Annotated in this window: 13 protein-coding genes; all 13 read right to left on the bottom strand. The window is 62.2% G+C overall.

Annotation, left to right across the window (positions count from 1 at the left end):
* Positions 1 to 1571: urease subunit alpha (gene ureC, locus ASC75_RS13415; protein WP_055976013.1), on the bottom strand; the 1571-nt coding region annotated here is incomplete at its 3' end.
* Positions 1572 to 1584: 13 nt separating this feature from the next.
* Positions 1585 to 2280, bottom strand: a complete 696-nt coding sequence (locus ASC75_RS13410; RefSeq protein WP_055976000.1) for an urease subunit beta — start codon at positions 2278 to 2280, stop codon at positions 1585 to 1587.
* Positions 2281 to 2292: 12 nt separating this feature from the next.
* Positions 2293 to 2976: an urease accessory UreF family protein gene (locus ASC75_RS13405; protein WP_055975997.1), complete on the bottom strand. Its 684-nt coding sequence runs from the start codon at positions 2974 to 2976 to the stop codon at positions 2293 to 2295.
* On the bottom strand, positions 2973 to 3425 hold the full coding sequence (gene ureE / locus ASC75_RS13400) for an urease accessory protein UreE (RefSeq protein ID WP_055975994.1): 453 nt from the start codon (positions 3423 to 3425) through the stop codon (positions 2973 to 2975). The genes ASC75_RS13405 and ureE overlap by 4 nt, the downstream gene beginning before the upstream one ends.
* A gap of 150 nt (positions 3426 to 3575) precedes the next feature.
* Positions 3576 to 4271, bottom strand: coding sequence for an urea ABC transporter ATP-binding subunit UrtE (gene urtE, locus ASC75_RS13395; RefSeq protein ID WP_055975991.1), 696 nt, complete (start codon positions 4269 to 4271; stop codon positions 3576 to 3578).
* Positions 4264 to 5031 carry an urea ABC transporter ATP-binding protein UrtD gene (gene urtD / locus ASC75_RS13390; RefSeq protein ID WP_244487837.1) on the bottom strand — a complete coding sequence of 256 codons (768 nt, stop codon included), beginning with the start codon at positions 5029 to 5031 and terminating at the stop codon, positions 4264 to 4266. Before urtD ends, urtE begins: the two co-directional genes overlap by 8 nt.
* A gap of 30 nt (positions 5032 to 5061) precedes the next feature.
* Positions 5062 to 6219, bottom strand: coding sequence for an urea ABC transporter permease subunit UrtC (gene urtC / locus ASC75_RS13385; protein WP_082496571.1), 1158 nt, complete (start codon positions 6217 to 6219; stop codon positions 5062 to 5064).
* 25 nt (positions 6220 to 6244) lie between these two features.
* The gene (gene urtB, locus ASC75_RS13380; protein ID WP_055975988.1) at positions 6245 to 7135 is read right to left on the bottom strand and encodes an urea ABC transporter permease subunit UrtB; all 891 of its coding nucleotides are present in this window, start codon (positions 7133 to 7135) and stop codon (positions 6245 to 6247) included.
* A gap of 74 nt (positions 7136 to 7209) precedes the next feature.
* Positions 7210 to 8457, bottom strand: a complete 1248-nt coding sequence (locus ASC75_RS13375) for a transporter substrate-binding domain-containing protein (protein WP_055975985.1) — start codon at positions 8455 to 8457, stop codon at positions 7210 to 7212.
* A gap of 503 nt (positions 8458 to 8960) precedes the next feature.
* Positions 8961 to 9569 (bottom strand): ANTAR domain-containing protein, encoded by a 609-nt coding sequence (locus ASC75_RS13370; protein ID WP_055975983.1) that lies wholly within the window; start codon positions 9567 to 9569, stop codon positions 8961 to 8963.
* Positions 9570 to 9582: 13 nt separating this feature from the next.
* Positions 9583 to 10737: a transporter substrate-binding domain-containing protein gene (locus ASC75_RS13365; RefSeq protein ID WP_055975981.1), complete on the bottom strand. Its 1155-nt coding sequence runs from the start codon at positions 10735 to 10737 to the stop codon at positions 9583 to 9585.
* A gap of 847 nt (positions 10738 to 11584) precedes the next feature.
* Positions 11585 to 12811: a pilus assembly protein TadG-related protein gene (locus ASC75_RS13360; protein ID WP_055975976.1), complete on the bottom strand. Its 1227-nt coding sequence runs from the start codon at positions 12809 to 12811 to the stop codon at positions 11585 to 11587.
* Positions 12812 to 13145: 334 nt separating this feature from the next.
* Positions 13146 to 13617 (bottom strand): transglycosylase SLT domain-containing protein (locus tag ASC75_RS13355; RefSeq protein ID WP_162244921.1); only part of this gene is annotated, 472 nt, incomplete at its 5' end.

Here is a 13617-nt window from a genome sequence, read left to right as displayed (position 1 = left end):
GACAGGGCGCGGTTGCCGCGCGAGGGCAGCAACGCCTTCTTGAGGTCGAGCGTYGCGGCAAGKCCCCGCTCGATCGCCAGCGGGTTGACGAAGCAGGCCGACAGCGCCTGCTTCGCGCGGCCGAACGCACCCCATTGCGGGCGCAAGAGCAGCGGCTCGCAGGTCATCAGCGACGCAGCGCTGTCGCCCATCGCGCCCCAGGCAATAAAGCCGCCCTTGATGACGAGCTCTGGCTTAATGCCGAAGAAGGCCGGTCGCCAGATGATGATGTCGGCCATCTTGCCGTCTTCGAGCGAGCCGACATGCTCTGATATGCCAAAAGTGCGGGCAGCGTTGATGGTGTATTTGGCGATGTAGCGCTTGATGCGCTCATTGTCGCCGAAGCGCGTCGTCTCCTCCGGCAGGCGGCCGCGCTGCTTCTTCATCTTGTCGGCGAGCTGCCATGTACGGCAGATCACCTCGTTGATGCGGCCCATGCCCTGGCTGTCGGAACCGAGCATCGAGATCGCGCCGATGTCATGCAGGATGTCTTCAGCCGCTATCGTCTGGGCGCGGATGCGGCTCTCGGCAAAGGCAACGTCCTCGGGGATGGCCGGGTTGAGATGGTGGCACACCATCGTCATGTCGAGATGTTCATCGAAGGTGTTGATCGTGTAGGGATTGGTCGGGTTGGTCGACGACGGCAGGCACCACGGCACGCCAGCGACGCTGATGATGTCGGGCGCGTGGCCGCCCCCGGCTCCTTCGGTATGGTACATGTGGATGGTGCGGCCATTGATGGCGGCGAGCGTGTCTTCGAGGAAGCCCGATTCGTTCAGCGTGTCGGTGTGGATCTGGACGGGAAAATCCAGTTCGTCCGCCACTGTCAGGCAAGTATCGATCGAGGCCGGCATGGTGCCCCAGTCCTCGTGCAGCTTGAGGCCGAGGCAGCCGGTCTCTATCTGCTCGACAAGCGAGGCTGGCCTGTGCGAATTGCCGCGGCCGAGGAAGCCGAAATTGACCGGCCATTGCTCGGCCGCCTGCAGCATTTTGCCGACATTGAACGGACCACCACAGTCGATGCCGACGGTGATCGGCCCGAGCGAGCCGCCCAGCATGGTGGTGATGCCGCTTGCGATGGCATGCTCGCACAGTTGCGCGCTGTCGAAATGCACGTGCACGTCGAGCGCGCCGGCGGTGGCGATCAGGCCTTCGCAATCGCGCACGGTGGTTGCCGCCGAGACGATCAGGCGCGGGTCGACACCGTCCATGACGGCCGGGTTGCCGGCCTTGCCGATGCCGACGATCTTGCCATCGCGGATGCCGAGGTCGCCCTTGACGATGCCGACGACGGCATCGATCACCGTAACGTTGCACAACAGGAAATCGAGCGCGCCCTCGGCACTGGTGACGCCGGCGGCAAGGCCAGCACCATCGCGCAGCGTCTTGCCGCCACCATGCAGGCACTCGTCGCCATAGACGGCGTAGTCCTTCTCGACGACGGCCACGAGCGAGGTATCGCCGAGCCGGAAGCCGTCACCGGTGGTCGGGCCATACATTGCCGCGTAATCGCGGCGAGACAGGGTTGCCATGATCGTTCCTCCCTCAGGCGCCGCGGAAGCCGCGGGCGCGGGCGTTTTCAAGCGCAGCGGCCTTCACCGCCGCATCGTCGGCCGAGCCATTCGACAACCCGTTGAGGCCAGACATATGCTGCTGACCGCCGAAGGTGGTGAGCGGCACGTCCTTCTCCTGCCCGGGCTCGAAGCGAACGGCTGTGCCGGCGGCAATGTCGAGGCGCATGCCGAAGGCCGCCGCGCGGTCGAAGTCGAGCGCCTTGTTGACCTCGAAGAAATGATAATGGCTGCCGATCTGCACCGGACGGTCACCGGTGTTGACAACCTTGAGTGTAAGCTTGCGGCGTCCGGCATTGAGTTCGATGTCACCCTCCTCGGCAACGATGGCGCCGGGTTCGACATCGTCTGCGGTCGCGCCGGCGGCCGGGCGCAGCGGTTCGTGCACAGTGACCAGCTTGGTGCCGTCGCGGAACGTCGCCTCGACCTGCAGCATCGGCAGCATTGCCGCGATCCCGGGCATGACGTCGGCCTGGGTCAGGATGGCCGAGCCGATCGACATCATCTCGGCGACCGATCGCCCTTCCCTGGCACCTTCGAGGATCTCGTCAGTGATGATCGCCACCGCCTCGGGATAGTTGAGCAACAGGCCCTTGGCCCGGCGCTTGCGCGCCAGTTCGGCCGCCGTGTAGATCGTCAGGCGCTCGAGTTCGGTCGGCGTCAGCAACATCGTGGGTACTCCTCAATTCGAAAACAGGCGCTGGCCCGAAGCGCCGTGCATAGCGACCGCGATCTCGCAGAGCGGTGTAAACGACCGCAGCGGCTCGTCATCGCCGACAGGCACACCAGCCGCTGCCTCGATGGCGGGCAGGGCGCGCGCGACAACCTTCTGCGCATCGATGGCGCCGATCACGCCGAGCCGCACCGCGGCGGTCGCCAGTGACGCCACCATCTGGTAGCCGCCGATCGCAACGGCGCTCGCCTCGTCGAGGTCGAGCGCCTGCCAGGCCAGGCCTTGCACAACAGCCAGGTGGCCGCAGGCTTCGCCCTTGCGGACCATCGCACGATAGGCGGCAGCGCCCCTCGTCCCAATCCGCTCATGTGTCGTCAGCAGCGCCATGCCGTTGCGGCGCGAGCCAGATCGCAGCCCCTCGACAAAGGTCGAGGCCTCGACCTCGCGATCGAGTTCGGCCAGCGCCTCAAGATCGCCCGCGAGTCGAAAAGCCCGCACCAACGCGACGCGATCAGCGGCGGCCCAGCGATGGCGGATCTGGATATCGACGAAGCCGGCAAAGTCGAAGGCGCCCAGTTTCCCGGCAAGCGTGGACGACGCCTCCAACCCCTGCGAAAAGGCGAAGCCGCCGGAGGGAAACTGCCCATCGGCATGTTGCAGGGCGACGAGCAATTGTGCCGATGGGACGCTCATTCGGCCTCCTCGGCCATCTCGACGCGGCCGCCTGAGATAAGCTGCTCGATGCGTGCGGCGTAAGCCGAGGCAGGACCGTCCTGCGCGACAAGCAGATCCTCGCCGTCGAAGCGCACCCGCCAGTGCAGATTGCCGGCGTGATAGCCGAGTTCGAGCGCATCGCTCGCCGAACGCGGCGTGAACCTGAGCCAACGCTGCTCGCCGGCGCGCACGATCACGGCGCGATGGCGGTCGAGCACCAGCACCGCGCCGTCATGCAGCTTCTGGTCGCGCGGCAAGGTGATCGCCACCTCTTCGCCCTTGTCGGTCTTGGCCATCAGCCGCCGGCGGTCGAGATCACCTGCCGCTACCGTCACGAACTCCACCGCATGGTGGTGTTCGAGATGATGAATGGCCTCATGCAAGGCCGGATCGTTGCGGCTGCCAAGCACACTTTCAACTCGGAGCATNCGTCACGAACTCCACCGCATGGTGGTGTTCGAGATGATGAATGGCCTCATGCAAGGCCGGATCGTTGCGGCTGCCAAGCACACTTTCAACTCGGAGCATCTCAAAATCCTTTCTGCGCCTGACGTTCAGGCTGGCGGCCGCCTTCGCGGCTACAGGCCCATATGCTTGTGGATCAGCTCATTGCTGAGATTGGCGGTGTCACCCTCGGCAGCGATCTGCCCCTTCTCCAGAATGGCGAAGCGGTGCGCAGCGGTACGGGCGAAACGTATCTTCTGCTCCACCAGGATGATGGTCAGGCCATGATCCCGGTTGAGCGACACGATCGCCTCTTCGATATGCTCGACGATGTTGGGCTGGATGCCCTCCGTCGGTTCATCGAGAACCAGGATGCTCGGATCGGTGGCAAGCGCACGGGCGATTGCCAGCTGCTGCTGCTGTCCGCCCGAAAGATTGGTGCCACGCCGGTTCAGGTGGTCCTTCAGGAACGGAAACAGCGTCCAAACCAGTGGCGGCACCGAGGTCTGGCCATCCGCCCGGGCGTTGCAGCCGAGCAGGATGTTGTCGAGCACGCTGAGCCCGGGCACGATCTCGCGCCCTTGCGGAACATAGCCGATGCCGCGCCGCGCCCGCTGGTAGGTGAGGTCGCCACTGATGTCGGCGCCTTCGAACTCGATGGTGCCTTTGGTGTTCACGGTGATGCCGAGCAGGCTGCGCAGCAGCGTCGTCTTGCCGACGCCATTGCGCCCCATGATGCAGAACACCTCGCCCTTGCGGATTTCAAGGTTGAGATCGTGGATGATGTGGCTGGTTCCGTAGAACGCATTGAGGTCTTTGAACTTAAGCATGGCTGAGCGTCGCCGATCCAAGATAGGCCTCGATCACTGCGGGATTGCCTTCGATCTCCTCCGCGGTTCCCTCGGCAAGGACAGCCCCCTGGTGCATCACGGTGATGGTCTCGCAAATGCGGCGAACGAAGGCCATGTCGTGCTCGATCACCAGCACCGTGTGGCTGCCCGCGAGATCGAGCAGCAGCTCCGCCGTCTTGTCGGTCTCGGCCGCCGTCATGCCGGCGGCGGGCTCGTCGAGCAGGATGATTTTTGGATCCTGGCTCAGCACCATCGCCAGTTCGAGCCATTGCAACTGGCCATGCGACAGTTCCGATGCCTTGCGCTTCAGCGAGCCGAGCAGGCCAGTCCGTTCGGCAACCGCGATCTCCTTGTCGTTTGGCCCTGGTTTCACCCGGTCGAACAGGTTCTGGAAGACGCGGACACGGCGGTTGCTCGCCACCTGCAGGTTTTCCAGTACCGTCATGTCCTTGAACACTGTCGGCGTCTGGAACTTGCGGCCGACGCCGCTGCGAGCGATCGCGGCTTCGCCTATGCCGGTGATGTTGCGGTCGCGAAGCCAGATCTCGCCCTCGGAGGGCAGTGTCTTGCCGCACAGAAGGTCGAGCAAAGTCGACTTGCCGGCACCGTTGGCGCCGATGATCACCCTAAGCTCCCCGTCGGCGATCGACAGGTCGACGTCGCGCACGGCGGGAAATTCGTCGAACCGTACCGTCAGTTTCTGTGTCCGCAGGATCGGCACCGCCGACACGGTCTCCATCTTCGATGGCCTATGAAGGGCATTCATCGGTCACGCCTCCCTTGCGGTCAGTTCGGTCTGGACGCGCTCGGACTTGTCGGAGCGTTCAGTCTTGCCGGAGGGCCTTATCTCGCCGAGCCGCTCGGTCCTGCCGTTGCGTTCGATGAACGCCTTGAAGATCCCGGCGATGCCGTTCGGCATGAACAGCACGACGACGACGAAAAGCAGCCCCAGGATGATAGGCCACACCGGCTGGAAAGTCGCGCTTTCGCTGGCAAGCGAGCCGACGAAGTTGACGATCAGCGCGCCGATGCAGGCGCCAAGCAGCGACGCACGACCACCGGTCGCCGCCCAGATCACCATCGAGATACTGAGTGACGTCGCCATCAGCGACGGCGTGGCGAATTCCGATGTGAGCGTGAACAGCATCCCGGCCAGGCCGGCGACGCCGGCTGAAACGCAGAAGATGAAGAGCTTGAAGTTCTCGACGTCGTAGCCGAGGTAGCGCGCGCGTGCCTCGTCCTCACGGATGGCCTTAAGTACCTGGCCGATGCGTCCGGTCAGCATATAGCGGGCGAGCAGGATCACCGCGATCAGCGTGAGCGCGACGGCGTAGTAGGCGCTCGGCCCGTAGGGGTCGAACTCGAAGCCGCCAATCTCCAGCAGCGCAAGGTCAGCCAGACCGTTGAAGCCTCCGGTCAAGGGCTGGTTGTTGATGATCAGCAACTGCCCGATCAGGGCGAAGGCCAGCGTGATGATGCTGACATAGACACCCGTCGTGCGCCGTTTGAACATGACGTAGCCGATCGCGGCAGCAAGGACGCACGGCACGACGATCCCGGCAATCATGCCGACCGCGACCGACCGGAACGGTATCCACAGGAACGAGCCTGTGGTGACGCAGCACAAGTCGCGAACCGCATTCGGTTCCATGTTGAGCAGCATGAGCTGCGGCACCGGATTGTTTTCCGGCACTGCCAGGGTCAGCGACATGGCCAGCATGTAGGCGCCCATGCCGAAGAACAGGCCCTGGCCGAGGCTGAGTATGCCGGCATAGCCCCACGACATGCTGATGCCGATCGCGCAGATCGAATAGACCAGGTAGATCGCGACACGGTTGGTCCAGAAGCTGTTGAGCACCAGCGGAAGCGCGAGCACAACGGCGAAGAAGGCGATGTAGGCGATGATGGAAGCGGTGCGGTAAGTCATGCGCTCGTCCATGTTTCAGCCAAGCTCAGCGGCTCTTGGTGACGAAGAGGCCCTGAGGCTTGAAGAGGAGAATGAAGATGACGACGGCAAACAGGACTGTCCGTCCGTAGACGTCGTTTGCCCAGGTGGCGACAAAGCTCTGGACCTCGCCGAGAATGCCTGCCGAGGCGAAAGTGCCGAGCAGATGGCCGACACCGCCGGCGACCACGACGAGGAAGGCGTCGACGACATAGGGCGTGCCCATGTCGGGCGACACGGTCTTGAAGCCCGAGACCAGCACGCCGGCGATGCCTGCAAGCCCGGAGCCGTAGGCGAAGGCCAGCATGTTGACGCGCTTGTCGTTGATGCCGCAGGCGGCCGCCGTGTTGCGGGCGACCGAGACGGCACGCAGTTGGCTGCCGAAACGCGTCTTGTAGATGAGCAGCCAGGTGATGGCGCCCAGAGCCAGCGCGGCCACGAACACGAAGGCTCGATAGACCGGTATGTTGGCGCCGAAAACGCGGATGGCCTGTTGGAGTTCGGCGGGAACGGGCACGTTCTGCAGGTCCGAGCCGAGGCCATCGATCTCGACGCCGAACAACCCGAGCCCGAAGTGGATCCGGATGAGTTGCTGCAGGATGAGGGCGATGCCCCATGTCGCCAGCAAGGTATCGAGCAGCCGCCCGTACAGCCTGCGCACGACGGTGCGTTCGATGATCAGCCCGAATGTCGCCGTCACCAGGAATGCCAGCGGCAGGCAGAGATAAATGTTGATGCCGAGATGCTTGGTCGCCAGCACCGTGGTGTAGGCGCCGATCATCACCATCTCGCCATGGGCGAGGTTGATGACGCTCATGGTGCCGTAGATGATTGCCAGGCCAAGGGCGACCATGAACAAAATCGATGCGATGCTCAGTCCGATGACAAAAGTTTCCATGCCGCTTCCATCCGCGTTGGTCGGGGGTTCGTGCCGGCGTGAAAGTGCGCGCCGGCACGACTGGCAGTCGGGGACTAGAGCGTCGCTCCGCTTGTCGTGCAGACCCGCTTTTCGGCCGTCTCGCCGACACTGGAGTAAGGCAGCGGCACAAGCGGCTCGGCATACTGGTCGACGATGTCGAGCAGGCCGTCGGCACGTGTCTTGCCGATGCGCGGCGTCAGGTAGCTGTGCAAGTTGTCCGGGTCGATGGTGACCTTGCCCTGGGGTGCGGCGAAGGACAGGCCGCCGGCATTGGCAACGATCGCCTCCGGGGCGAGGTCGCCCGCCTTTTCCGCAGCCATCGCCCACATGTTGACGCCGACATAAACCGCTTCCATCGCAGCGTGGGTCACGGCATCAGGGCCAGCATAGGCCTTAAAGGCCTCGACGAAGACCTTGTTCTCAGGCGTGTCGACGGTCTGGAAATAAGGCAGCGACACGTAGCTGCCGAGCGCATATTCGGGGCCCATCGCCTTGATCTCGACCTCCGTCGTGGTCGAGGCGCAGAGGGGCAGCTTGTCGAAATCGTAGCCCTGGTTGCGCAGCTCGCGGTAGAACGCAACGATGGAGTCGCCTACCACGTTGGAGAAGATCACGTCCGCGCCGCTGGATCCGATCTTCGAGACCATCGACGCCCATTCGGTGTGCCCGAGCGGCAGGTATTCGTCGCCGACAACCTGCATGCCGATCTTTTCGCAGATTGTCTTTGACGTCTTGGCCATTCCGCGCGGGAAGGCATAGTCGGAGCCGACGATGAAGACCTTATTCTTGCCGAGGCTCTTTTGCAGCCACGGGAGGGAATTTTCCAGCTGCTGGTTGGGCACCGCAGAGCCGGCATAGAGCACGTTCTTGGAGCACTCCTCACCTTCGTACCAGGTCGGCCAGACGAGCAGGCCCTTGCGCCGCTCGACGACAGGCAGAACCGCCTTGCGGCTGGCAGTGGTGTAGCAGCCGAAGATCACGGGAACCTGGTCCTCGATCGTCAGCTTGCGCGCCTTTTCGCTGTAGATGCGCGGTTCGGACGCCGGATCCTCGATGATCGCGCGCAGCTTGCGGCCAAGGACGCCGCCCTTGGCGTTGATCTCGTCAATCGCCATCTGGGCGCACTGGTTCATCGACTTCTCGACGATCGCGGTGGTGCCCGTCAGTGAATACATGATCCCGACCGGGATCTCCTCCGCGGCCCAAGCCTTGTCGCCGAGGCGCAGGATCGCCGGTGTCGCCAGGCCAAAAGCGGCCAGGCCGGATGCTTTCAAGAATGTACGCCGATCATGGTTCTTCATAAGTCCTCCCGTTCGCATCTTTGTGCGTTTCATTTTGAAGTCGCCCCATTCGCGACCACGTAAAGGCTGCATTAGAAGATCGTAACAATCAACTACATGTAAGTATTTTTCCTATTTATACTTATATTTAGAAATAACATCGCCATTCACCTCAGAAAAAAGACGATCCATGCCGATTTCATTTCTATTTTTACCTCGTCCACCTCCCTCAGATTTCTGTCTCTCCTTTCGAACAAGATAAGAAGCTTTCCAGTGGAACCTGGACGACCAGATTCCGGACAAGCGAAGCCACGCGCACGCGCTCGCACGCACTGACCAACGAGCGTCAAGAAGTTCTGCAGTTAGAACCAAACGGCTGCCAACGGCCTTGTCGGAAGCCAAAAAACAAAAAAGCCCGCCAACTCCGTTCAGGAGTTTGCAGGCTACATAGCCACTGGTGCGGACCACCTTGTCTCACACCGTACCGACGACCGAGGTTCACCCGGCGTCAATTATTTTTCATATTAGTCACGCATGTCCTTGAACGTCAAGAGCTCATGCGCATTGATAATCGCGCTCGCCAGATCGTCCATCGGGACGCGTTTAGCCATTGCCTGCCGGCGGATGTTCTCATACGCGTCCTGTTCGCTAAGCCCTTGCGTTTCCATCAGAATATTCTTCGCCCGCAGGATGCGGTTGTTGCCGGCCAGCTTCCGCTCCAGCTTGCGGATGCGCTTGCTGGCGTTCTGCCGCTCAAGCCAGAGCGCGCGCGCGATAGTCAGATTGGTCAGCAGGCCGAATGGACGTATCGGACGCTCGATGACCGCCAGGGCCCCGCACTCCAGCACCACTTGCAGCGTGCTCGGATCCTCATAGGTGACAACCGCAATCAGGGCGGGATCGGATGGCTCCACCGGCCGGAACAAGCTCAGTATCTTGTCGCGGTTTTCCTGCTCGATCGAAACCAGCACTGCCACCGCCGAAGGGTTGATGGCGTCGGGCAAAGGCCAGGTCGTCTCGCAACTGCAACCGATGCGCCTGAGATGCTCGACCAAGGCCAGCCCCTCCTGGTCCGGAGGGTGGATGACTTGGACGCGCAAGCCCTTCAGGTCTTGGAGTATCCTGGTTGGCACCGAAAACGATCCGCTATGCTTTGCGTTTCAGTTGATGGGGCTTGCTCATCCAATCATCGAATGATGCCGTGACGAAATAGGGATCCGGCCTGACCCGTGTTTCGGACTGCCAGATAATGTCGAACTTGCCCTCGGCGTTGACCCGACCGATGCGCGACCATAGCTCGGTATGGTGATTGTCAGGATCGATGCGGATCCGCCCTTGCGGCGCATCGAATTCCAGCCCTGCGAGGTGCTTGGCCAGCGCCTCCGGCTCGTCCGTGCCGGCCAGCTCCAGCGCCTTGGCGTAGAGATGAACCTGAAAATAGGCAGCCTCGGCGCCCGCCGTAACCTGGGCGTCGGCGCCGAACCGTTGCTTGAGGGACGATACGAACTGACGCGCCCGCGGCGTGTCGAGCGTCTCGAAGAACGACGCCGATGTCAGGTGCCCCGCCGCGACATCAGGTGCCATCTCGGCGACTTCCGCTTCGGTGGTCGTCAGGCTAGCGATCGGCATTGTGGCGACGTCGAAACCGGCTTCCTTGTAGGCCTCGTAGAGCATGACCGCGCCGGTGCCGACCACCGTCGACACGACGATGTCCGGCTTCAGCTTGCCGATCTGCTTGATGACTCGATCGAAATCCTTGCGAACGGCTTCGACGGGCACGTAGAGTTCGTTGAGAATGGTGCCCTTGGCTCTAGTGACTAGGTCCATCACGACGCGGTTGTACTCGTAGGGGAACACGTAGTTAGAGCCGACCAAGAGGAAACGCGTGCCGTAATTCTCGATCAGGTAGCGCGCTAGCTGGACGGCGTTCTGGTTCGATGAGGAACCGGTGTAGAAACAGCGCGTCGAATACTCGAACCCTTCATAGAAGGTCGGGTAGAACAGCATGCCCCTGTAGGCTTCGATCTCCGGCAGGACGGCCTTTCGCGCCGACGACATGTAGCAGCCGAAGATAATCTTGATCCTGTCTTCGGCAAGCAGGCGAACCGCCAGATCCTGATACTTCTTGGCCGAACATTCCGGGTCGTAAAAGACCGGCTTAATCTGGCGCCCGAGAACGCCGCCGGCCGCGTTGATCTCTTCGACTGCAAGGCGTGTCGCGTTCGATTCAGCCATTTCGGCTGCAGCGGTTACCCCGCTGCTGGAAAACAGGACGCCAATCCGCCAGTCACCATTCGCCATGCGATATAAGCCACCTATTGAGCAGGTCGACATACTACCCGGTCATCGGCTCGAGCCGGGTGGAGTCTGCTTTGGGAAATTTGGGAAACGCCACTGTTTCCAGTCCCATAGAGATAACCTGACAGCTTGGGAAAGGCAACGCGGCTCTGCGGTCCGCGATTCAATCCACATCATCACAGAGGGCAGGCCGTATCCTCGCAATTGGCGGCGGAAGGCGGTCGGGGAAGCCCGCCACTTGCAGGGCGGCCCCTGCCAGCAAGGCGACAGATAAGAGCCCAGCAGATGAACCGCGCAGCGTCGGGCTGAGACAAATACAGGCCCCAAGTTCAGGGAGGCCGAATGGGCGGACTTTCGGAACCCTTCCCATTGAGCAGCCGTGTTTGAGTTGGCCTAGCGGTCACAGGTGCGGCCGAGATGCAGCCAGGAGTCCGAGCTAGGCGCTGGGCGACATTTCGCATGGACGACACCCACGAGCCCGCTTCCGGCGCGGGTGACGTATTAAATTACGGACTTCTATCCGTTGTGGATCACTCGACACGCAAATCTCTTATTCAGATAGCATGCTTCATTCCCCACCGTTTCCTTATTTGCGCGCAGCCGAACCTTAACCTTGAGCATCCGCTGACCCTTTTCGCGGTCCAGCAGCAGTTGAACTCTTTCCCGCCCATAACAATAAAGAAACCCCGCTGCCGTCCGGCAGCGGGGCTAGACTAGGGTGTCGCACATCAGTCACGTTACCCAGCGTACCATTTTGCTCGCGCCATGAAGAATGGACTATGCAGCAGGCAATATACCCCATCGTCCGGCCCAGATTCGCACTGTCGCCTCGGGTCTCGACGACAGTCCCTCACCTGACCAGCGAGATGATGCGCCCGGCATACATCTTCTTGCCGCCGAGCTCAGCGTCGCAGCTCGACTTGACCGACGAATTGCCGGTCATCTCGATGGTGTTGCTGATGATGCGGATGCACTGGCCGCCGCCGGTCATGTCCGAATTGCCGGCGTAAAAGACATGCGCGCCCGGCGCATAGACAAAACCGGTGACGTTCGATCCGGAACCGCCGTTGATCTGGACGTCGTTGGTGTTGCTCTTGGCCTGGTAGACGGTGATCCCGGCATAGGGTCCGGTGGTTGGCGGCGAGAGGTTGATCACCTCGTTGGCGTTGGAGACGAACTGGGCATCTTCCATCAGGAAGATCGTGACGCCGACGCCAGTGAGGGTGCCGTTGCCGCCGAGCTTGATCTGGCCGCCACGAAAGATGTAGACGCCGGGCTCGAGGGTCACCTCGCCCGACAGCGTCTTGTTGCAGAAGGTGCCGGGCGACAGCGTCTTCGACTTGCCGCCAGGAACATTCTGGCAGGCCGTATAGGCAGGCGGAACGACATTCGCGAGGGGATCGAACGACGCCAGCTGACGCTCGTACGGCAGACCGCAAGCAAGCTTGGTGCTGTAGTTGGTGAGGCCGGTCGTGCCGCCGACCGTCGTCACGCATTCCGCCGCCACCTGGGCCGAGCCACCGCGCGAGACGGAATCGCCCGCATCGGAGTTCGACGCGATGACACAGCCATCAAGCGTCACCTGAGTGGAGCCCTGCAGCTTGACCGAAGCCGAGGCATGCGGATCGAGCGCCAGGACGCAGGCCGGCTGCCCCGGCGCCACCTGGACGACCGCGCGGCGATTGGAGGTCCAGTCGATCGAGCCGCCTATGATTCCCTGCTGGTGAATGGTCGACTTGACCTCGATGAAGTTCTTGTCGCCCGAGGTCGTCGCCGAGGCCTCGAAGTCCGAGACCTGTTCGCTGTAGATCAGGTCGTCAGCGTCCTGGCGGAACTTCACGAGGTTCGCGTCGAAGAAATCACGGCCGAGCTGCGTCAACTCGGTCTTGGTCATGCCGGAGTAGTATTTCGTGCCTATCGCGAGGCCAGCCGTATCGAGCGAGTTCTGAAGCCTGTCGGCCTTATTGTTAAGGCTGACGAAGTCGATCACCCCAGCAACCCCCGCCATGATCGGCACCATGGCAATCGCCGTCATGGCACCGAAGTTGCCACGTTTCGCCAGAAGGAATTTCCACATGCCCCGCCTCGCCCAGATGAAAGCAGGCACATTAGGACATGCTGAGGTTTCAGGAATTCTTGCGTGAACAATTAAAATGCTATCGGATTTATGGATGAGAAAGCTTTGCAGCTCAGAATCTTCATGTCATAAAGCCAATTCCACCAGCTGTAAGCGATCGCCATTGGCTGCTGGCACCGGAGAGGCAGGGCCAGCTAAGAGCGCTGTCGGGATACCGTCATCATTTCTCCCTTGGCGCATGGTCCCCGGGATGGGATCGATCCCCGGACAGGATCATGCGCAGAACCAAAGTGCACCCGCGTCCATGCGCGCCCGAAGGCGCGCAGCGCGGCAATCAGTCCCCCGCATCCAGACCTAGCCGCCAAACAGCTTGGCGCGCAAGCTGCGGATATGCCGCGCCTGGGCCGCCGGCCGGTATTCGACACAGCGCATGTAGCGCGGGCCCGGCACGAAGGAGCGCCTGACGCAGACGCCCCTGGGAGGCGCCGAGCCGCCAACCGTGACCGCGCCGAGGCCGGCTACCGCGGCGAAACCGAAACCGCGTCTCGGCATGGCCTGCCCGGTATTTCATCACCGTGGTGCARAGATCGCCGCCGGCCARGCGGAACGCGCCGGCGAGATACCGCACRCCAAGGGCGATGTTGGTGCGCGGCTCGGCCAGGTCGTCGAGGGTGCCGCGAAAGCCCATCATCCGGGCCGTGGCCGGCATCACCTGCATCAGCCCGACCTCGCCATCGCCGCCACGCGCCTCGGGATCGTAAAAACTCTCGATCTCCATCACCGCAAGGGCGAATTCTGCCGGCAGG

Origin of the sequence: Aminobacter sp. DSM 101952, assembly GCF_001424795.1 — a bacterium.
In the GTDB taxonomy this organism is placed as follows: domain Bacteria; phylum Pseudomonadota; class Alphaproteobacteria; order Rhizobiales; family Rhizobiaceae; genus Aminobacter; species Aminobacter aganoensis.
The sequence above is the reverse complement of the archived record's forward strand: the minus strand, read 5'-3'. Positions and strand labels throughout refer to the sequence as shown.

Coding starts and splice junctions, on each gene's coding strand:
- ASC75_RS13410 (WP_055976000.1), bottom strand. CDS start 2,280: ATGTTGCTGACGCCGACCGAACTCGAGCGCCTGACGATCTACACGGCG.
- ASC75_RS13405 (WP_055975997.1), bottom strand. CDS start 2,976: ATGAGCGTCCCATCGGCACAATTGCTCGTCGCCCTGCAACATGCCGAT.
- ureE (WP_055975994.1), bottom strand. CDS start 3,425: ATGCTCCGAGTTGAAAGTGTGCTTGGCAGCCGCAACGATCCGGCCTTG.
- urtE (WP_055975991.1), bottom strand. CDS start 4,271: ATGCTTAAGTTCAAAGACCTCAATGCGTTCTACGGAACCAGCCACATC.
- urtD (WP_244487837.1), bottom strand. CDS start 5,031: ATGGAGACCGTGTCGGCGGTGCCGATCCTGCGGACACAGAAACTGACG.
- urtC (WP_082496571.1), bottom strand. CDS start 6,219: ATGACTTACCGCACCGCTTCCATCATCGCCTACATCGCCTTCTTCGCC.
- urtB (WP_055975988.1), bottom strand. CDS start 7,135: ATGGAAACTTTTGTCATCGGACTGAGCATCGCATCGATTTTGTTCATG.
- ASC75_RS13375 (WP_055975985.1), bottom strand. CDS start 8,457: ATGAAGAACCATGATCGGCGTACATTCTTGAAAGCATCCGGCCTGGCC.
- ASC75_RS13365 (WP_055975981.1), bottom strand. CDS start 10,737: ATGGCGAATGGTGACTGGCGGATTGGCGTCCTGTTTTCCAGCAGCGGG.
- ASC75_RS13360 (WP_055975976.1), bottom strand. CDS start 12,811: ATGTGGAAATTCCTTCTGGCGAAACGTGGCAACTTCGGTGCCATGACG.